Genomic DNA, 19,740 nt, shown 5'->3' with positions numbered 1-19,740 from the left:
CCGCGCCGGAGTTCAGGGCCGGTACCTCGACCTGGCGACCGCCCCCGCGGCCCAGCCCGAAGGCCCGGTGCTGACGGTTGATCGCCTTGATCCTGGCCCGGTCGAGCTTCTCCCGCTCGCGCCTGCGCATCCGGTTCTGCTGCTTCTCGCGCCGGTCCTCGCGGACCTCGTCGACCGCCTCGTCGAGGGTCCGTACACCCTCCAGGAGCATCAGCGACCAGGCCGCGAAGGTCTCCCTGGGCGCCCTCAGCCACCGTACGATCCGGATCTGCGGCAGCGGCCTGGGCACCAGGCCCTGCTCGCGCAGCGCCGCCCGGCGGGTCTGCTTGAGGGCCCGGTCGAAGAGGACGGCCGCCGAGAGGGACATGCCCGCGAAGAACTGCGGGGCACCCGCGTGGCCCAGACCCCGGGGCGCGTGGACCCAGTTGAACCAGGCGGCCGCGCCCGCGAACGTCCACACCAGGAGTCGCGAGCCGAGGGCCGCGTCACCGTGGCTCGCCTCGCGCACCGCGAGGACCGAGCAGAACATCGCCGCGCCGTCGAGGCCGAACGGGACGAGGTACTCCCAGCCCCCGGTGAGGTTCAGGTTCTGGCGGCCGAAGCCGACCAGACCGTGGAAGGAGAGCGCGGCGGCCACGGCCGCGCAGCAGAAGAGAAGGACGTAGGAGGCGGTTCCGTAGATCGCCTCCTTGCGTCGGCGGCGTTCCTCACTGCGCTCCCAGGAGTCGTCCGCCGCGGCCTGGTCACCGGCGCGCTTGCCGCGCGCGAGCACCGCCACCGCCGTCAGGACTCCGGCCACCATGACGCCACCCGGAAGCAGCCAGTCCAGCGATATGTCGGTCAGTCTCATGCGGTGTCCCTTGCATCGCAGTAGGGCGTTTCGGCCGCCCATACTGGCCGACCCCGGAGGCCGCTCACGGGGTTTCGCGGCAAGAGCACGCCAATGGGGCCGGACGGCATACGAATAGGTGCGATCTGGTCGAACAGCCGCGCGATGCGAGGGAGTTGCGTTCGAATCACGTCACCCGTACGAGTGGCGTAATCCCCCGGACGGTCAGGCGGCCTCGGTGAGCCTGCGGACCCGCTCGGCGTCACACGTGCGCGGACACGTGAGACAGGTGTCCGCGGGGCGCAGTGTGTAGAAGAAGCAGCACGCCGCGCGGTCCCGGGTGGCGCGGGGGGTTCCGTCGGGCGCCTCGGCGCCGGGCAGCTCGCGGAAGCCCGCGGATCCCGCGTACGGCTTGGCCGTGCCGGGCAGCAGCATCTCCAGCTCGGCCATCGCCCGCTGCTCCTCGTCGAACAGCGCCCCGACGTACCAGAGGCCCTCGACGATCTCGTCCGTCGCCATGCCCCACAGCCCCCGCTTCCCGCGCCGTATACGCGGGCCGAAGCCGGCCAGGACGGACTCGAAGTGCTCGGCGAGCGCGCTCCTGACCTCGGCGCGCAGGGCCTCCTCGTCCGGGACGACCCGGGCGCCGGGAAGGGCCGCGGCGGGGTCGTCCGGCAGGCAGGCGAACTCCTCGATCCGGACGGTCATCCGGCCGAGGGCCCGCTGGAAGGCCACGTTCCGGGCGGGCAGCCGCGGGACCCGGCGGTGCAGGAACCAGGGGACGGTGACCAGGAGGCAGGCGGGCCAGGCGTACCGGTGCAGTCCGAAGCCGGCGACCACGTCCGGCCGGGCCTGCTGCCCGTAGTCGCGCAGCACCTGGGCGTTGTCCCAGGCGAGGAAGGCGTCGAGGGCGGCGCCGCCGGCCGCGAGCTCGTCCGCGCCGACCCAGCCGGCCCCGCGTGGCGACTGCTCGTCCTGGCCGAGCTCCTCTATCCGCAGGCCGGGGAACACCTCGCCGAGCCGGGCGTACGAGGCCGCGACGGGCGAGGTGGACGGGGCGGGGAGCAGGGCGGGGAGGGCCATACGGGGACCACCGAATCGCGATCGTTGGCAGGTTAGCCTTACCTTACCCGACGCGATCGATGTTTGAACTGCGGCCCTGTCCGCCTATGGTGCACAGGGGGCCTCGGTATCGCGAGCCGGGCCCGGCACGACCCCGCAGGAGGACCCGGGTGGAGCAAGGCAGAGCGCGCGAGCGGGCGGCCGATCGTCCGCTCCCGCCGCGCGACGGAGCGGCACGGGTCCCGGGGCAGGGCCGCGGGGAGCCGGCGCGCGGCGAGCACACCCACAGCGAGCCCGTCCAGGGCGCGCCGGTCCGCCGTGAGCCCACCCTGGGAGCGTCCGTCCACGGCGAGGCGGCGGTGCCCGGCCTCGCAGCCCCCCGCACCGTCCAGCGCCACTCCGTGCGCGGCCAGATCCTCCAGGCCCTGCGCGCGGCCCTCGTCGGCGGCGAGCTGGTCCCCGGCGAGGTGTACTCCGCCCCTGTCCTCGCCGAGCGCTTCGGCGTCTCCGCGACCCCCGTGCGCGAGGCCATGCAGCAGCTCGCCGTCGAAGGCGCCGTCGAAGTCGTACCGAACCGCGGATTCCGGGTCATCGAGCGCACCCCCCGCGAGCTGGCCGAGCTGGCCGAGGTCCGCGCGCTCATCGAGATCCCGATCATGCTCCGTCTCGCCCGCACGGTCCCCGCCGCCCGCTGGGCGGAACTCCGGCCGCTCGCCGAGGCCACCGGGGCCGCCGCCGCCCGCGGCGACCGCGCCCACTACGCCGAGGCCGACCGCGCCTTCCATCGCGCCGTCCTCTCCCTCGCCGGGAACGAACAGCTCCTCACCGTCGCCGACGACCTGCACCGCCGCTCCCAGTGGCCCCTGGTGAGCGGCCCGGTGACCCGGCACGGCGACCTCGTCGCCGACGCGGCGGAACACACCGCCCTCCTCGACGCCCTGATCGCCCAGGATGTCACCGTCGTACAGTCACTTGTCAGAGAGCATTTCACCGGATCGGCGGAGTGACGACTAAGGTTGCCGTCGGCCGGTGCCCTTGGCCCTTGCCGCCGCTGGCTGTTGCCGTCGTCCCGCCCGTACAGCGCCGTCCGTGAGGTGTCCCATGCCGTCCGCGTCTCCGTCCCCGGCACGGGGAAGGCGCCCGTGACCGGATCCGTCCGCGGAGGCCGCCCCGCCCCTACGGAGGCCGAGGCGGCGGCCCTGCTCGGCTGGCTCACCGACCCGGAGGCCCCGCGCCTCTGCCTGGTCGTCGGGGGCCCCCGGCGGGGCAAGTCCGCCCTGCTCTCCTGGCTGGCCGCGCACGGCACCCGCCCCGGCGCGCGCCGTCGGCGCGCGGCGCGCGAGCTGATCCCGCTCGCCGGGCAGTGCGCGCTCGGCGCGGCCTGGACGATCGCGAACCGGCTCGGTGTGGCGGCCAGAACGCCCGGCGAACTGGTCCGCGCCGTGGCCACCACCGAGACGCGGCGCGCCGCGCTGGTCCTGCCGGACCTGCACGCCGCCGCCGAGCCGGAGGCCATCGCCGAACTCGTCGGAGAACTCGCCGCGTCGGGCCGCGTCCGGCTCGTCGTGGAGACCTGCACGGGGACGCCGTCGTACGCCCTCCTCTCCGAACGCCGCGTCGCCGTCGTGGACCTCGACGGGGACGTCGAGGCCGCCGGTGTGGCCCAAGAGACCGCCGAGCGAGGGGAGTCGGAGCCGGGCGAGGCCTCCGCGCCGTACGAGGCACGGCACGCCGTCGATCTGGCCGACCCCGTCACGGTGTGCACGGTCGACCCGCTGCGCGTCACCACCGCGTACGCGACCGGCCCCGGCGACGACCGCGGCGGCCTGCGGTCCGCCTGGCTGCGCGCGGGCCAGTCCCTCTGCCGCGACCAGAGCCCGGCGGACCGGGCCGTCGTCCTGCTCGGCGCCCTCGGCGACGAGGCGGACCCCCGGCTCCGTCCCGCGCTGCGCGCCCTCGCTGCCGACGCGCCCTGGCGGGTGCGGTGGACCCGGGTACGCGGCGACCTCACCCCGCCGTGGCCGGGCCCGGTCACGGCCCTGGGCGCCATCGGCGGCCGCCTCCTCGTCGCGGGTACGACGGACGAGGTACGGCTGCTCGACGCGGCCGACGCGACCCCCGCGGGCGGGTCCCTGCGGACCCCCTCGGGAGGGCGGATCAAGGCGCTGGCGCCCGCGCCGGACGGGACGGTGCTGCTCCTGGACGAGCGTGGCCGGCTGCAACCGGTCCCCGGGCCCGCGCCCCGGCCGCCCTATCTGGAGCGGCTCACGACGGCCGTCGCGGCGACTCTCACCCGCCACCCGGGCAGCGCGCTCGCGGCGATCGCGGGCTCGGTCGTGGTGGGCGACCGGCTCGGCTCCGTCCACGCCTTCGGTCTGACGGGCATCCACCAGGCCGCGCTGCACAGCGGCCGTGTCACTGCCGTGACGGCGATCGAGACCGCCACACCCTTCCTCTGCAGCGGCGGCCTCGACGGCACCGTCCGCCGTTGGATCCCGGGCCAGGACCCGGACCCGACCCCGATCGCCGAACGCCGCGCCGCCGTCGTGTCGTTGGACGCCGCGGAGACGGCCGAGGGACCGTCGCTCGCGATCGCCTGGGCGGACGGTCTCGTCGAACTCCACGCCCTCGACACCCGGTCCCGCCGCACGTTCCGTCCCGGCCCGCCCGTCCGCGCGGTGGCCCTGATGCCGGACGGGGCGCTGGTGGTGGGGATGGACGAGGGGCTTCTCTGCCTGGACCAGGCGCCGCACCAGGCGGGGTGACGGCACGTCACAGCCGTCGTTGCCCCGGAACGGGCGGGGGGCGGCTCGCTCCCCGCCCCCCCCGCCCATTCCCCCAACTTTCCGTCAGATCGCCGGCCGAGGCGTCAGTTGGGCTGCGAGCCAGGTCGGCACCCCGCCCAGGAGACGGAACAGCCGGGCCGCCTCGGCCCGGAGGCGGCCCGCCTCCGGCTCCGTCTCCGTGTCCGCGAGGGCCGTCAGGGCCGGGGCCGTACCGACCAGATAGCCGAGCTCCTCACGGATGCGGAGCGACTCGGCGAAGCCGTGCCGCGCCTCCGCCAACTCGCCTTCGCGTAAGGCGAGTCCGGCGAGATGGCGCCAGGTGGAGGAGAGCAGCAGATCGTCCCCCTGGGCCGTGGCACCCGCATGGGCGCGCCGGTAGGCGGCGCGCGCGGCCTGCGGCGAGTCGCCGAGGTTCTGCGCCATCAGCCCGCGCCGGTAGTCGAGCAGCGGACGCCCCTCGCCCCCGGGGCTGATCAGCGCCGCCGCCCGCCCGAGCGCCGCGGTCGCCTCGTCGGCCCGGTCGCGTACGCCGAGCAGCGTCGACGCGTAGGCGAGATAGCCGCGTTCACACGCGGCGGCCCCTCGCTCCTCGTCCGTCCGTGCCACGGCCTCGGCCGCCCGGAGCGCCTCCTCGGCGTCCGCCCACCCCTTCTCGGTGTACAGACACCGCTCGATCAGCAGGGCCGCCCGTTCCAGTGCCGCCGCCGGTTCCGCGGCGCGGGGCGTGAGCAGGGCGGCGGCGTCCGTCCAGCAGCCGCGCGAGCGAAGACGCCATATCGCCGTCTCCATCGGGGTCGCCCCGCCGTAGCCAAGGGACGGATCGTCGCCACCCGTTGTTTCGGAACCAGACATGGCGGTATCCGCCACATTGCCCTCCCCGAGCGCGCCATTGAGCTGTTGAGTCAGGCCCGCATCTCAGCACGAACGCGTGGCGCTGGCCAAGGGGTCAGGTGAAAATTTTCACAAGTGCTGGACCTTGACCGCTATGCGGACGCGTGCGTTCGGCATGGCCCGATGGCTCGATCACGTCCGCTCCGGCCTGCCCCCAGGCGCCGTCGCGGTGACTCGCCGGCCGTCGGACAGGGGCCCGCGCCTTCCGTGCAGCGCGGGTCGATGTTCCCCCGAAGGGATGAATCCCGCCATGATCCCTTCGGGTGACGGCAGCGGGTTCCGCGTCCGCCTGGGCCGGGCGGGTGACCCGGGGTCACCCGCCCGGGCGGTTCAGCTCATGCGCAGCGCCAGGAAGAAGTCGAGCTTGTCCTCCAGGCGCGACAGGTCGCGGCCCGTCAGTTGCTCGATCCGCCCCACCCGGTAGCGCAGGGTGTTCACATGCAGGTGAAGCCGGGTCGCGCAGCGGGTCCAGGAGCCGTCGCAGTCGAGGAACGCCTCCAGCGTGGGGATGAGCTCGGCGCGGTGGCGGCGGTCGTAGTCGCGCAGCGGGTCGAGCAGCCGGGCCGTGAACGCGCGGCGGACGTCGTCCGGGACGAACGGCAGCAGCAGCACGTGCGAGGCGAGCTCGTGGTGCCCGGCGGCGCAGACGCGGCCCGGGCGGGCGGCGGCGACACGACGGGCGTGCCTGGCCTCCTCCAGGGCGCCGCGCAGGCCCTCCGCCGAGTGGACCGCCGCACTGACACCGAGGGTGAGGCGGCCGTCGCCGTCGAGGCCGGCGGAGAGCGGTTCGCGTACCGCCGCGAGCAGCGCGTCGGCGTGCAGCCCGATGTTCGTGGTCCCCTCGTCCTCGCTGTCGGGCAGCGGGCCCGCCGGCAGCGGCACCAGAGCGATGGCCTCGTCCCCGTGGTGCGCGACCGCGATCCGGTCGGTGGACTCGGGGCCCACGGTCGCCGGGTCGACGAGGATCTCCTCCAGGAGCGCCTGGGCGACCGGACCGGTCTCCACGGGGCCCTGCCCGGCCTCCGGGTCCCATTCGACGCGGGCGACGACGACCTGCCAGTGCGGCGCGGTCCCCAGGCCCGGCAGCAGCACCGGAGCGGCGACCCGCAGACGCGCGGCGATCTCGGCGGGGGCGGCGCCCGTCTGGACCAGCTCCAGGACCTCCTGTGCCAGCCGGCGCCGTACCGTACGCGCCGCGTCCCGCCGGTCCCGCTCGACGGCGATCAGCTGGGTGACGCCCTGGAGCAGGTCGAGCCGGGCGGCCGGCCAGTCACCGGCGTCGGCCTCGACGGCCAGCAGCCAGTCGGAGAGCACGGTCTCCCGTACGTCCCGCACGGCGGGCGCCGCGCCGCGCCCGGTGTTGCGGATAGGGAAGAGGGAGAACGTGGTTCCGGAGGCGCTGAGCCGGTGCGGGCCACGCCGTCCGGTCCTGGTCGCCGCCAGGTGCTCACCGGCCAGTGTCGCCGCGAGCGAGGTGTCCAGGGGCTCTCCCGCGCCGGCGATCTGGCGCCCGGTGGGGGAGAGGACCCAGGCCCGGAGGTCCAGGTCGGAGCCGAGGAGGTCCAGAACGACCTCGGGCCCGCCCCCCGCCGGACCGGAGGTCATCAGCCGCCGGTGACGGTCGACGACCGCCGCCAGGTCGCCCGCCCGTTCACCGGACACCTGTCGAACAACATGTTCGGTGATCGTCGCGAACGCAACGGACTCGTTCACTGCGAAGAGCGGCAGCCGATGGCGAGAACACGCCTGTACGAGATCGTCGGGGATGTCCCCGAGCTCCGCCTCACCCGCCGCGAGCCCGGCCACCCCGGCCGAGGCCAGGATCCGGACGAACGGCTCCGCGTCCTCGGGATCCCGGAGCCAGGCGAGGCCGGTGAGGACCAGCTCACCGCCGGACAGATACCGGCTGGGGTCCTTGAGGTCCGTCGTCATCACGCCGCGGACGGTGCGGTCCAGCTCGTCCTCACCACCGAGCAGGCGCAGCCCCAGCGCGTCGGTTTCCAGCAGTGCGCGCAGCCGCATCTCGTTGCCGCCGTTCCTTCTCGTCCGTCACTCGTCTGTCACTTTCGCGGGTACTCGCCCGCCGCGCCCCCGGAGCGACGGCACGTCCGACGGTTCCGAAGACTGTCGCGATGTGGTCGGTGGCCTGGTGCCACTGTTTCCAGGGGGAAACGGCGAGGTTGCCGAGTACCGCCGTTCGTTCGAATCTACAAGACGAACAAGGTCACCAGCCAACTCCTTCATGTTTTCGGTGACTGCACCCCGGCGGGCCGGCCTTGTGTACTAGGCCACACATCGCGTTAACAGCACGTGAACATGAATTCGAAGTCGAGGGCCGGCCGTCCCCCCGGGCCCGTTGAAGACCGACCGACCCCCGATCACTAGAAGCACAAGAAGAGAGCCACCATGGACTTCCTTCGCCCCGCCAGCTGGGAGGAGGCGCTCGCCGCCAAGGCCGAGCACCCCACGGCCGTGCCCATCGCGGGTGGTACCGACATCATGGTCGAGATCAACTTCGACCACCGGCGTCCCGAGTACCTCCTGGACCTGAACCGTATCGAGCTGCTGCGCGAGTGGGAGGTGGGCGAGGAGAACGTCCGCCTCGGCGCCTCCGTTCCGTACACCCAGATCATGGAGAACCTGCGGGCCGAGCTGCCGGGCCTCGCGCTCGCCTCGCACACCGTGGCCTCCCCGCAGATCCGCAACCGCGGCGGCGTCGGCGGCAACCTGGGCACCGCGTCCCCCGCCGGTGACGCGCACCCCGCGCTGCTCGCCGCGGGTGCCGAGGTCGAGGTCGAGTCGGTTCGTGGCAACCGGTTCATCCCGATCGACGAGTTCTACACGGGCGTGAAGCGCAACGCGCTCGAGCCCGACGAGCTCATCAAGACCGTCCACATCAAGAAGGCGGACGGCCCCCAGCAGTACTCCAAGGTCGGTACGCGCAACGCGATGGTCATCGCGGTCTGCGCCTTCGGCCTGGCGCTCCACCCGGAGACCCGCACGGTCCGCACCGGCATCGGTTCCGCCGCGCCGACCCCGATCCGCGCCAAGGAGGCCGAGGTCTTCCTGAACGCGGCTCTGGAGGAGGGCGGCTTCTGGGAGAGCGGCAAGATCATCACCCCGTCGATCGCGAAGCAGTTCGCCGAACTCTGCTCGGGCGCCGCGAACCCGATCGACGACGTCCGTGGCACCGCCAAGTACCGCCGCCACGCCGTGGGCATCATGGCCCGCCGCCAGCTGGGCTGGACCTGGGAGCAGTACCGCGGCACCGGCCGCACGCTTGAGGGAGCTGCATAACCATGCGCGTCAATTTCACGGTCAACGGTCGTCCGCAGGAAGCCGACGACGTCTGGGAGGGCGAGTCCCTTCTCTACGTGCTGCGTGAGCGGATGGGGCTGCCCGGCTCCAAGAACGCGTGCGAGCAGGGCGAGTGCGGCTCCTGCACCGTCCGTCTCGACGGGGTGCCGGTCTGTTCCTGTCTGGTTGCCGCCGGCCAGGCCGAGGGCCGCGAGGTCGTCACGGTCGAGGGTCTCGCCGACTTCGCCAAGCAGCGCGAGGAGCACGGCCGGGGCGGCTGCGCCTCCGGCGCCTGCGGCACCTCGCTCGACGCCGCCAAGAAGTGGGAGGCGAAGCCGGGCCAGGACTCGCAGACCGGCGAGGCCGGCAGCGACCCGCTGGCGCTCTCGCCGATCCAGCAGGCGTTCATCGACGCCGGCGCCGTCCAGTGCGGTTTCTGCACCCCGGGTCTGCTGATCGCCGCCGATGAGCTCCTGGAGCGCCAGAGCGACCCGTCCGACCAGGACATCCGTGAGGCCCTCTCCGGCAACCTCTGCCGCTGCACGGGTTACGAGAAGATCCTCGACGCGGTCCGCCTGGCGGCCGCCCGTCAGGGAGAGGCGGTCTGACCATGGCTCAGAACACGCGCACCGTTCCGGCGGGCACGCCGACGAACGTCACCCAGAAGCACACCAAGGGCGGCATCGGGGAGTCGACGCTCCGCCCGGACGGCACCCTCAAGGTCACCGGTGAGTTCGCGTACTCCTCGGACATGTGGCACGAGGACATGCTGTGGGGCCAGACGCTGCGCTCCACCGTCGCGCACGCCGAGATCGTCTCCATCGACATCTCCGAGGCGCTCGCGATGGCCGGTGTGTACGCCGTCCTCACGTACGACGACCTGCCGGCCGAGATGAAGAACTACGGTCTGGAGATCCAGGACACCCCTGTCCTGGCCCACGGCCGGGTACGGCACCACGGTGAGCCGGTGGCCCTGATCGCCGCCGACCACCCGGAGACCGCCCGCCGCGCGGCCGCCAAGATCAAGATCGAGTACCGGGAACTGCCGGTCGTCACCGACGAGGCCTCCGCCCTCGCCCCCGACGCCCCCCTGATCCACGAGGGCCGCGACGACCACCACTCCGGTCACGTCCCGCACCCCAACATCGTGCACCGCCAGCCGATCGTCCGCGGCAACGTGGAGGAGGCCCGTAAGAGGGCCGACGTGATCGTCGAGGGCGAGTACGTGTTCGGCATGCAGGACCAGGCCTTCCTCGGCCCGGAGTCCGGCCTCGCCGTGCCCTCCGAGGACGGCGGTGTCGACCTCTACGTGGCCACCCAGTGGCTGCACTCGGACCTCAAGCAGATCGCCCCGGTCCTCGGCCTGCCCGAGGAGAAGGTCCGTATGACGCTCTCCGGCGTCGGCGGCGCCTTCGGCGGCCGCGAGGACCTCTCGATGCAGATCCACGCGTGCCTCCTGGCGCTCCGCACCGGCAAGCCCGTCAAGATCGTCTACAACCGCTTCGAGTCCTTCTTCGGCCACGTGCACCGCCACCCGGCGAAGCTCTGGTACGAGCACGGTGCCACCAAGGACGGCAAGATCACGCACATGAAGGCGCGGATCGTGCTCGACGGCGGCGCCTACGCGTCGGCCTCCCCGGCCGTCGTCGGAAACGCGTCCTCGCTGGGCGCCGGTCCGTACGTGATCGACGACGTCGAGATCGAGGCCGTCGCGCTCTATACGAACAACCCGCCCTGCGGCGCGATGCGCGGCTTCGGCGCCGTCCAGGCCTGCTTCGCGTACGAGGCTCAGATGGACAAGCTCGCGGCGAAGCTGGGCATGGACCCGGTCGAGCTGCGCCAGCTGAACGCCATGGAGCAGGGCACGCTCATGCCGACCGGCCAGGTCGTGGACTCGCCGGCCCCGGTCGCCGAGCTGCTGCGCCGGGTCAAGGCCCGCCCGATGCCGCCGGAGCAGCAGTGGCTCGCGGCCGGTGAGCAGGCGGACGTCCGCGCGCTGCCGGGCGGTCTGTCCAACACCACGCACGGCGAAGGAGTCGTCCGCGGTGTCGGCTACGCCGTCGGCATCAAGAACGTCGGCTTCTCCGAGGGCTTCGACGACTACTCCACCGCCCGTGTGCGCCTGGAGGTCATCAACGGCGAGCCCGTCGCGATGGTCCACACGGCCATGGCGGAGGTCGGCCAGGGCGGTGTCACCGTCCACGCCCAGATCGCCCGCACGGAGCTGGGCGTCACCCAGGTGACGATCCACCCGGCCGACACCCAGGTCGGCTCCGCCGGCTCGACGTCCGCCTCCCGGCAGACGTACATGACCGGTGGCGCGGTGAAGAACACCTGCGAGAAGGTGCGCGAGGCCGTCCTCGAGATCGGCCGCCGCAAGTTCGGCTCCTACCACCCGGCGTGGGCCACGGCCGAACTGCTGCTGGAAAGCGGCAAGGTCGTCACCGACGGCGGCGAGGTCCTCGCGGACCTGGCGGACGTCCTGGAGGGCGAGAGCGTCGACCAGGAGCACGAGTTCCGGCACCGCCCGACCGTTCCGTTCGACCTGGTCACCGGCCAGGGCGACGGCCACGTCCAGTACACCTTCGCCGCGCACCGCGCGGTGGTGGAGGTGGACACCGAACTCGGCCTGGTGAAGGTCATCGAGCTCGCCACGGCCCAGGACGTCGGCAAGGCGCTCAACATGCTCTCCGTGGTCGGCCAGATCCAGGGTGGTACCACCCAGGGCCTGGGCGTCGCGGTGATGGAAGAGATCATCGTGGACCCGAAGACCGCGAAGGTGCGTAACCCCTCCTTCACGGACTACCTGATCCCGACGATCCTCGACACGCCGACGATCCCGGTCGACGTACTCGAACTGGCCGACCCCAAGGCGCCGTACGGCCTGCGGGGACTCGGCGAGGCCCCGACCCTGTCGTCCACCCCGGCCGTCCTCGCGGCGATCCGGAACGCGACGGGCCTGGAGCTCAACAAGACGCCGGTCCGCCCCGAGGCGCTCACCGGCACCCTCTAGGACTCTCCGGGCGGTGTGCGCCTTCCAGGAACGTCACACCTCCCCCGCCCGCACCGCCCGGAGCAGCCCCCGGTATCACCGCTCACCGATACCACCAGCATCACCAGCACCACCGAACAACATCAGCACCACCAGCACCACTGAACAACATCAGCACCACCAGCAGTACCGAGCATCACCAGATTGACCTGATTCATCAAAGTTCGTCTCGGGCCGTCCCCCGGGTCGTGCAGCCCACGCAGCATCCCAAATCCCGCAGCTTGTCTGACCTTCGGAAAGTCTTATGCGGGTGCCCCTTTGAACCTTGGGAGTAGGCCCCATGACCCAGTCGTCAGTGGAGCCCAAGACCGCCTCGGAGGACGCGGGCTCCGGCTCCAACGTCCCCGCCGGCCGTTCTTGGCTCGACCGGTACTTTCACATCTCGGAGAGAGGATCCACCGTCGCGACGGAGATCCGCGGCGGCGTCACCACCTTCATGGCGATGGCGTACATTCTCCTGCTCAACCCCTTGATCCTCGGCGGCAAGGATGTGGACGGCAACGTCCTCAGCCAGCCCGCCCTCATCACGGCGACCGCCCTGGCCGCCGCGGCGACGACCCTGCTCATGGGCTTCTGGGGCAAGGTCCCCCTCGCTCTCGCGGCCGGGCTCAGCGTCTCCGGTGTCCTCTCCTCGCAGGTCATCTCCGTCATGACCTGGCCGCAGGCGATGGCGATGTGTGTGGCGTACGGTGCGGTGATCTGCCTCCTGGTGGTCACCGGCCTCCGTGAGATGATCATGAACGCGATCCCGCTGGCGATCAAGCACGCGATCACCATCGGCATCGGTCTCTTCATCGCGCTGATCGGCTTCGTCAAGGCCGGCTTCGTCCATGAGAACCCGTCTCCCGGCGGTGGCCCGGTCGTCCTCGGCCCGGCCGGTGAACTGGCCGGATGGCCCGTCCTGATCTTCGCCTTCACCCTGCTGCTGATCTTCGCGCTCCAGGCCCGCAACGTGCCCGGCGCCATCCTGATCGGCATCGTCGCGGGCACGGTCATCGCCGCGATCGTCAACGCCGTCGGCGACCTGCCGGCCAAGGCCTGGTTCTCCGGCCCGCCGGAGCTCAGCGGCAGCGCCGTCTCCGCGCCGGACTTCTCGCTCATCGGCGAGGTGTCGTTCAGTGGCTGGGGCGACGTCGGCTACATCACGATCACCATGATCGTCTTCACCCTGGTGCTCGCCGGCTTCTTCGACGCCATGGCCACGATCATCGGCGTCGGCTCCGAGGCGAAGCTCGCCGACAGCCAGGGGCGGATGCCCGGCCTGTCCAAGGCCCTGTTCATCGACGGTGCCGGCGGTGTCATCGGCGGCGGGGTCGGCGGCTCCGGCCAGACCGTCTTCGTCGAGTCGGCGACCGGCGTCGGCGAGGGTGCCCGTACGGGTCTGTCCTCCGTCGTCACGGGCGCGTTCTTCGCGGCCTGTCTCTTCTTCACCCCGATCACCGCGATCGTGCCGGCCGAGGTCGCCTCCGCGGCCCTGGTCGTCATCGGCGCGATGATGATGCAGAACGCCAAGCACGTCGACTGGAGCGACCGCTCCGTCGCGATCCCGGTGTTCCTCACCGTGGTCCTGATGCCGTTCACGTACACCATCACCACGGGTGTCGCGGCCGGCGTCATCTCCTACGCCGTGATCAAGACGGCGCAGGGCAAGGCGCGCGAAGTGGGTGCCTTCATGTGGGGCCTGACCGCGATCTTCATCGTGTTCTTCGCCATCCATCCGATCGAGAGCTGGCTGGGCGTCAGCTGACGCCCGTACCGTCGCCCTCCACACACGTATCGAGGAGTTCGAGATGCTGGACATCGCCGAAGAGCTGCACCGGTGGGTCGAGCAGGGACGTGAGTTCGCCGTCGCCACCGTCGTGGCGGTCGGCGGGAGCGCGCCCCGGCAGCCGGGCGCCGCACTCGCCGTCGACAGCGACGGTACGGCGATCGGCTCGGTCTCCGGCGGATGTGTGGAGGGCGCGGTCTACGAGCTGTGCCGGCAGGCCCTCGAAGACGGCCGGACCGTCGTCGAGCGCTTCGGCTACAGCGACGAGGACGCCTTCGCCGTAGGGCTGACCTGCGGCGGCATCATCGACATCCTCGTCACCCCGGTACGCGGCGGGGTCTACCCCGCCGCCCTGGCCGCCGCCGTCTCGAAGGAGGCGGCGGCACTCGCCAGGATCGTCTCCGGACCCACCGACCTGATGGGCCGGGCACTCCTGGTCCGTCCCGACGGGGCGTACGAGGGAAGTCTCGGCGGTCATCCCGAGCTGGACCGCACCGCGGCCGGCGAGGCCCTGGCCATGCTGGACGCGGGCCGCACCGGCACCGTCGGGATCGGCGAGGACGGCAGCCGCTGCGGGCAGCCGCTCACCCTCCTCGTCGAGTCCTCCGTCCCCGCCCCGCGCATGATCGTCTTCGGTGCCATCGACTTCGCCTCCGCCCTCGTCAGGGTCGGCAAGTTCCTCGGTTACCACGTCACCGTCTGCGACGCCCGGCCCGTGTTCGCGACGCCGGCGCGCTTCCCCGAGGCCGACGAGATCGTCGTCGAATGGCCGCACCGCTACCTGGAGTCGACCGAGGTCGACGGGCGGACCGTCCTCTGTGTGCTCACCCACGACGCCAAGTTCGACGTCCCGCTCCTCGAAGCGGCCCTGAAGCTGCCCGTCGCCTACGTCGGCGCGATGGGCTCCCGCCGCACCCACGAGGACCGCAACAAGCGCCTCCGCGAGGTCGGTGTCACCGAGATCGAACTCGCCCGCCTGCGCTCTCCGATAGGACTCGACCTCGGCGCCCGTACCCCCGAGGAGACGGCCCTCTCCATCGCCGCCGAGATCGTCGCCAACCGCCGCGGCGGCACCGGCGCCTCCCTCACCGGCGCGCACACCCCGATCCACCACGACGCACCGCGCGCCCCGGCCGGACGGATCGGTTCGGTCGCCTGACGGCGGAGGTCGCACGAGCCGGTCGCCCGGTCCCGTGCGCGTACAGCGAACCGATCGGCGGTACGACGGCGAACAACTGGTCGGCCCTGTCGCGGCCTTCCCTTCACCCTCTCCCTCCCCGGCGCCGATCTGCCCCGTCCCGGACTGACGTACGTCTCCGTCGCCCCGACCCACCGGCGGCGCGACGCGCCCCGACGCCGTCGGCCCCTGCTTCGAGTCCACACGCGCGCTGCGGGCGGGCCGGAACCCGCGCGACGAGGCGCGCTGGACCGGTGAGTGGCTGCGCGACCGGGACGAGGACGACGACGAGCTGTCGCCGCCCCGGACCGTCGCGCTCGGCGACCCGTCGCCCGGTACGCCGTCCACCCCGCCGAGGGCGAGAACGAGGAGAGCCGCACCCCCGGCCCGGTGCGGGTCGACGAACCGGAGGCCGAGACCCCAGCCGTCGCCGCGGGGATACGAAGGTCGTGGACCTGGTCGCCGCGGGCCTGGCAGAGGAGCACACCGCGGGCGCGGCGGCCGTGCTCGACACGGCACCGCGCACCCCGCGGACGCCGCACACCGACGACGGCATACGGCCGTCCGGGCCGGTCCTTCCGGGAGGGGCCGTCAGTTCTTGCGCAGGCCCTGAAGCAGCAGCTCGGCCAGCTGTCCGTACGCCTCCGCGTCCGCCAGGCCGGTCGCCGCAGCGACCTGTCGCCGCTGGATGCGGACCATGACCGAGGCGATGACATCGGCCGCGAACGTCACATGGACCTCGCGGAAGACGCCCGCACGCACGCCCTCCTCGATCAGCTGCTGCACCCGCCCGGCCGCCGCGCGCGTGTTGCGCTCGTAGACCTCGGCGGCCGGTTCGAAGGCCGCGACGTCGTCGAAGAACTGCGGCGAGACCGGAGCCAGCTCGGCCGCGACCGCCCGGAGGTAGGCGGCCAGCCGCTCGGCGGGATCCTGTTCCGCCGCGAGGACCGCCTCGACCCGGGTGGTGGCGCGCCGGAAGAAGTGGACGACGGCCGCCCGGACGAGCTGCTCCTTGCTGTCCGCGAGGCCGTACAGCGTGCGCTTGGAGCAGCGCAGCCGGGCCGCGAGATCGTCCAGGGTCAGCCGGGCGAAGCCCTCGCCGACGAGGAGTTCCACCAGCTCCTCGAAGAGGGCGGAGCGACGGGCCGCGCCACGGCCCGTCAGCTTGGGGGCGCCGGCGGCTGGAGTGTCGATCACCCGAACAGTATGCCGGTCCACCTTTCGGGGGTTACGGCAGAACCCTTCTGCGCTACCCTAAGCGGTACTGCCGTACCGCCAGCAGTACCGTTATCCCGGTGCTGAGTGGCTGAGTGTCAATGGAGTCGCCATGGATGTCGACCGCCTGCTTCCCACCCCCGAGGCGGCGGACCTCCTCGCCCTCACCCGGGAGATCGCCGACAAGGAACTCTCCTCCCGGGTGGACGAGCACGAGGCCGCCGAGACCTATCCCGAGGGTCTGTTCGCCACACTCGGCCGGGCCGGCCTCCTCGGCCTCGCCTATCCCGAGGAGTACGGCGGCGGAGGCCAGCCGTACGAGGTGTATCTGCAGGTCCTGGAGGAGCTGGCGGCGCGTTGGGCGGCCGTCGCCGTCGCGACCAGCGTCCACACCCTGGCCTGCCACCCCCTGCACTCCTTCGGCACCACGGAGCAGAAGGAGCGCTGGCTCCCCGCGATGCTCGCCGGCGAGACCATCGGCGGATACAGCCTCTCCGAGCCCCAGGCGGGCTCCGACGCGGCCGCCCTGGCCTGCAAGGCCGAGCGCGTGGACGACGGCCCGAACGGCGCCGCGTACCGCGTCACCGGCACCAAGGCGTGGATCACCCACGGCGGCAAGGCGGGCTTCTACTCCCTCTTCGCACGCACCGCTCCCGGCAGTCACGGCATCTCGTGCTTCCTCGCCCCCGGCGAGACCGAGGGCCTCTCCTTCGGCAAGCCCGAGCGGAAGATGGGCCTCCAGGCGGTCCCCACCACCTCGGCCCACTGGGACGGCGCGCTGCTCGACGCCGACCGGCTCATCGGCGATGAGGGCCAGGGCCTCCAGATCGCCTTCAGCGCGCTCGACTGCGGTCGCCTCGGCATCGCCGCCTGCGCCACGGGCCTCGCCCAGGCCGCCCTCGACGCCGCAGTCGCGTACGCCAACGAGCGCACCACCTTCGGCCGGAAGATCGTCGACCACCAGGGGCTCGGCTTCCTCCTCGCCGACATGGCCGCCGCCGTCGACTCCGCCCGCGCCACCTACCTCGACGCGGCCCGCCGGCGCGACCTCGGCCGCCCGTTCGGCCGCCAGGCCAGCGTGGCCAAGCTGATCGCCACCGACGCGGCCATGAAGGTGACCACGGACGCCGTCCAGGTCCTCGGCGGGTACGGCTACACCCGTGACTTCCCGGTCGAGCGCTACATGCGCGAGGCCAAGATCATGCAGATCTTCGAGGGCACCAACCAGATCCAGCGGCTGGTCATCAGCCGCCGGCTCGCCGCCTGACGCCCGCCCCTCCGCCGATTTTCCGCTGACGTTTCGAGGAGTTCCATGGACATCGCCGGCTCCGCCGCGCTCGTCACCGGCGCCGCATCCGGTCTCGGTGCCGCCACCGCCGCCGCACTCGCCGCCCGTGGCGCCACCGTCTACGGCCTGGACCTGGACAAGGCCGTAGACGCGGCCGGGCCCCTGCCCGAGGGCGTCACCCTGCTCGCCGCCGACGTCACCGAGGAGGCGCCGGTCCGCGAGGCCCTCGCCCGGATCGAGGCCGACGGCGCGGAGCTGCGGCTCGCCGTCAACTGCGCGGGCATCGCCCCCTCCGCCCGCATCCTCGGCCGCAAGGGGCCGCACGACCTCGACCTGTTCCGCGCGGTCCTGAACGTCAACCTGCTGGGGACGTTCAACGTGATGCGGCTGGCCGCCGAGGTCATCGCCCGTCAGGAGCCGGACGAGCACGGCCAGCGCGGACTCGTCGTCAACACCGCCTCGATCGCGGCCTTCGAGGGGCAGGTCGGACAGATCGCCTACGCCGCCTCCAAGGCGGGTGTCGCCGGGATGACCGTCACGGCCGCCCGTGACCTCGCGCAGTTCGGCATCCGGGTGGTCACCATCGCGCCCGGGATCGTCGACACCCCGATGATGGCCGGATTCAGCGAGGAGATCCGCGCCGGGCTCGGCGCGAGCGTCACCTTCCCGCAGCGTCTGGCCCGCCCGGACGAGTACGCCAGGCTCGTCACGATGGTCGCCGAGCACGACTACCTGAACGGCGAGACGATCCGGATGGACGGCGCCCTGCGGATGGCGGCCCGCTGACCCACCCGCACGCGCCTTCCCTACCGTCGGAGAGCACTTGGTGCCGGTGAAAGCTGGCACCAAGTGCCGCGCTGCCCTCGGCCGGATGTTAGGTTCTGGCCATGGGAACAGCCTCGACGAACTCCGCGAAGCCCGCGATGCGGGACTCCCTCATCGCCGCGGCCTTCCAGCTCTTCCTGGAGCGGGGGTACGAGCAGACCACCGTCGACGACATCGTCGCCCTAGCCGGGGTCGGCCGGCGGTCGTTCTTCCGGTACTTCCCGTCCAAGGAGGACGTGGTCTTCCCCGACCACGAACAGAGCCTCGCCGACATGACGGCGTTCCTCGCCGCGAGCGCGGACACCGACGACCCGCTGGTCAGGGTCTGCGACGCCACCCGCCTCGTCATGCGGATGTACGCCGAGAACCCCACCTTCTCCGTCCAGCGCTACCGCCTCACCCGCGAGGTGACGGGCCTGCGGACGTACGAACTGTCGGTCGTCTGGCGGTACGAGAAGACCCTCGGCGACTATCTGCGGACCCGCTACGCCGACCGGCGCGACGGCACCCTGCGGGCCAACGTGGTCGCCGCGGCCGTGGTCGCCGCGCACAACCACACGCTGAGGCACTGGCTGCGCTCGGGCGGCGAGGGCGATCCGCTGGCCGAGGTGGACCGGGCCCTGGAGTTCGTCCGGGACACCTGGAGCGAGGAGCGCGGCGAGAGCGGCGGCGCCGGCCGGGGCGAGCAGGCCGAGGACGTTGTGGTGGTGATCACCAAGCGCTCCACGCCGATGTGGCGGGTGGTGCGTGAGGTGGAGTCGAGCCTTGGAGAGAGCTGAGAGACCCCTGAGGGATCTCAGTATCTTCAATTGAGGGAACTCAGGTCTTTATTTGATGGCACTCAGTGCCATATCTTTGGCTCCATGCACGGTCGAGCCGCCGAGTGCAAGGAGAACGCATCGTGTTCCACACCGGGTCCGTAGCAGTGAGGAACGGGAGCGCCGCCGTCCGCGCCGAGGAATCGGACGACGCCGAGCTCTACTACCAGCTCTGTCGCTGGTGCCACACCACGACCTTCCAGCGCCTGCTCTGTCCGACCTGCGGGTCGACCGACCTCGCCCCCGAACGCAGCGAGGGCGAGGGCGTGATCTCCGTACGCCGCGGGGTCGCCGCCGCCGACAACGACCTGTGGCCGGTGCACATGACCGAGGGCTTCGTCGTGCGGTGCCGGGTCGACGGACCCCCGCACGCGGTACGCCCCGGCGTCCGCGTCAGGCTCTCCGCACGCCCGGCCGCGACGGGACAGCCGGTCGTCCGGCTCTGCGAGGAAGTCCCCCTCGACGGCTGGATCTGACCCGGACACGACGAAACGGCCCGGTGGCACAGAGTGCCACCGGGCCGTTCCCGTAGGGCGGGGGAGCGACCCCTACCGCGCGCCGATCTCGCCCGTCAGCTGCGGCAGGACCTCGAAGAGGTCACCGACCACGCCGTAGTCCACCAGGTCGAAGATCGGGGCCTCCGCGTCCTTGTTGACGGCCACGATGGTCTTCGAGGTCTGCATACCCGCGCGGTGCTGGATCGCGCCGGAGATGCCCGCCGCGATGTACAGC

At 72.2% G+C, this 19,740-nt stretch carries 16 protein-coding genes and 1 pseudogene; 11 read left to right on the top strand and 6 right to left on the bottom strand.

From position 1 onward, the window contains the following. Together ACFUJR_RS35120 and ACFUJR_RS35115 are read right to left on the bottom strand one after the other, a co-directional pair. A partial coding sequence (locus tag ACFUJR_RS35120; protein WP_383451107.1) for a DUF2637 domain-containing protein occupies positions 1-850 on the bottom strand: 850 nt, incomplete at its 3' end. 204 nt (positions 851-1,054) lie between these two features. Beyond that, entirely contained in the window at positions 1,055-1,912 is an 858-nt protein-coding gene (locus ACFUJR_RS35115; protein WP_383180769.1) for a (2Fe-2S)-binding protein, read from the bottom strand. 149 nt (positions 1,913-2,061) lie between these two features. On the opposite strand from ACFUJR_RS35115, the gene ACFUJR_RS35110 reads away from it, so the two are divergent. Continuing rightward, the gene (locus ACFUJR_RS35110) at positions 2,062-2,898 is read left to right on the top strand and encodes a GntR family transcriptional regulator (RefSeq protein ID WP_383180772.1); all 837 of its coding nucleotides are present in this window, start codon (positions 2,062-2,064) and stop codon (positions 2,896-2,898) included. Positions 2,899-3,033: 135 nt separating this feature from the next. Then, positions 3,034-4,656, top strand: coding sequence for a hypothetical protein (locus ACFUJR_RS35105; protein ID WP_383180775.1), 1,623 nt, complete (start codon positions 3,034-3,036; stop codon positions 4,654-4,656). Positions 4,657-4,740: 84 nt separating this feature from the next. On the opposite strand, the gene ACFUJR_RS35100 is transcribed toward ACFUJR_RS35105, so the two are convergent. Together ACFUJR_RS35100 and ACFUJR_RS35095 are read right to left on the bottom strand one after the other, a co-directional pair. Beyond that, positions 4,741-5,529, bottom strand: a complete 789-nt coding sequence (locus ACFUJR_RS35100) for a hypothetical protein (protein WP_383180778.1) — start codon at positions 5,527-5,529, stop codon at positions 4,741-4,743. Between the two features lie 369 nt (positions 5,530-5,898). Continuing rightward, positions 5,899-7,590: a PucR family transcriptional regulator gene (locus tag ACFUJR_RS35095; protein WP_383177125.1), complete on the bottom strand. Its 1,692-nt coding sequence runs from the start codon at positions 7,588-7,590 to the stop codon at positions 5,899-5,901. Between the two features lie 384 nt (positions 7,591-7,974). On the opposite strand from ACFUJR_RS35095, the gene ACFUJR_RS35090 reads away from it, so the two are divergent. From ACFUJR_RS35090 to ACFUJR_RS35070, 5 genes are all read left to right on the top strand, one after another. Beyond that, positions 7,975-8,865, top strand: a complete 891-nt coding sequence (locus ACFUJR_RS35090) for an FAD binding domain-containing protein (RefSeq protein ID WP_383177128.1) — start codon at positions 7,975-7,977, stop codon at positions 8,863-8,865. Positions 8,866-8,867: 2 nt separating this feature from the next. After that, positions 8,868-9,473 carry a (2Fe-2S)-binding protein gene (locus tag ACFUJR_RS35085; protein ID WP_383177131.1) on the top strand — a complete coding sequence of 202 codons (606 nt, stop codon included), beginning with the start codon at positions 8,868-8,870 and terminating at the stop codon, positions 9,471-9,473. A 2-nt stretch (positions 9,474-9,475) separates the two neighbouring features. Continuing rightward, the gene (gene pucD / locus ACFUJR_RS35080) at positions 9,476-11,878 is read left to right on the top strand and encodes a xanthine dehydrogenase subunit D (protein WP_383177134.1); all 2,403 of its coding nucleotides are present in this window, start codon (positions 9,476-9,478) and stop codon (positions 11,876-11,878) included. Between the two features lie 319 nt (positions 11,879-12,197). Next, a complete protein-coding gene (locus tag ACFUJR_RS35075; RefSeq protein ID WP_383177138.1) occupies positions 12,198-13,664 on the top strand; it encodes an NCS2 family permease in 1,467 nt (488 codons plus the stop codon). 43 nt (positions 13,665-13,707) lie between these two features. Then, positions 13,708-14,844, top strand: a complete 1,137-nt coding sequence (locus ACFUJR_RS35070; protein ID WP_383177141.1) for an XdhC family protein — start codon at positions 13,708-13,710, stop codon at positions 14,842-14,844. A 609-nt stretch (positions 14,845-15,453) separates the two neighbouring features. Here the strand turns inward: ACFUJR_RS35070 and ACFUJR_RS35065 are convergent. After that, positions 15,454-16,059: a TetR/AcrR family transcriptional regulator gene (locus tag ACFUJR_RS35065; RefSeq protein WP_383177144.1), complete on the bottom strand. Its 606-nt coding sequence runs from the start codon at positions 16,057-16,059 to the stop codon at positions 15,454-15,456. 130 nt (positions 16,060-16,189) lie between these two features. Here ACFUJR_RS35065 and ACFUJR_RS35060 point away from each other — a divergent pair, with 130 nt between their 5' ends. From ACFUJR_RS35060 to ACFUJR_RS35045, 4 genes are all read left to right on the top strand, one after another. After that, positions 16,190-17,344, top strand: coding sequence for an acyl-CoA dehydrogenase family protein (locus ACFUJR_RS35060; RefSeq protein ID WP_383177147.1), 1,155 nt, complete (start codon positions 16,190-16,192; stop codon positions 17,342-17,344). Between the two features lie 45 nt (positions 17,345-17,389). Then, complete coding sequence (locus ACFUJR_RS35055; RefSeq protein ID WP_383177150.1) at positions 17,390-18,151, top strand: SDR family NAD(P)-dependent oxidoreductase; 762 nt, start codon at positions 17,390-17,392, stop codon at positions 18,149-18,151. A gap of 101 nt (positions 18,152-18,252) precedes the next feature. Continuing rightward, positions 18,253-18,969 carry a TetR family transcriptional regulator gene (locus ACFUJR_RS35050; protein WP_383177153.1) on the top strand — a complete coding sequence of 239 codons (717 nt, stop codon included), beginning with the start codon at positions 18,253-18,255 and terminating at the stop codon, positions 18,967-18,969. Between the two features lie 122 nt (positions 18,970-19,091). Next, positions 19,092-19,484 carry a hypothetical protein gene (locus tag ACFUJR_RS35045; RefSeq protein ID WP_383177156.1) on the top strand — a complete coding sequence of 131 codons (393 nt, stop codon included), beginning with the start codon at positions 19,092-19,094 and terminating at the stop codon, positions 19,482-19,484. 72 nt (positions 19,485-19,556) lie between these two features. Here ACFUJR_RS35045 and ACFUJR_RS35040 read toward each other — a convergent pair. Next, positions 19,557-19,740 (bottom strand): annotated as a pseudogene (locus ACFUJR_RS35040) (electron transfer flavoprotein subunit alpha/FixB family protein); the annotation flags it as partial.

It is taken from the genome of Streptomyces sp. NPDC057271, assembly GCF_042668715.1.
In the GTDB taxonomy this organism is placed as follows: domain Bacteria; phylum Actinomycetota; class Actinomycetes; order Streptomycetales; family Streptomycetaceae; genus Streptomyces.
This window is presented reverse-complemented; position numbering and strand designations above follow the sequence as displayed.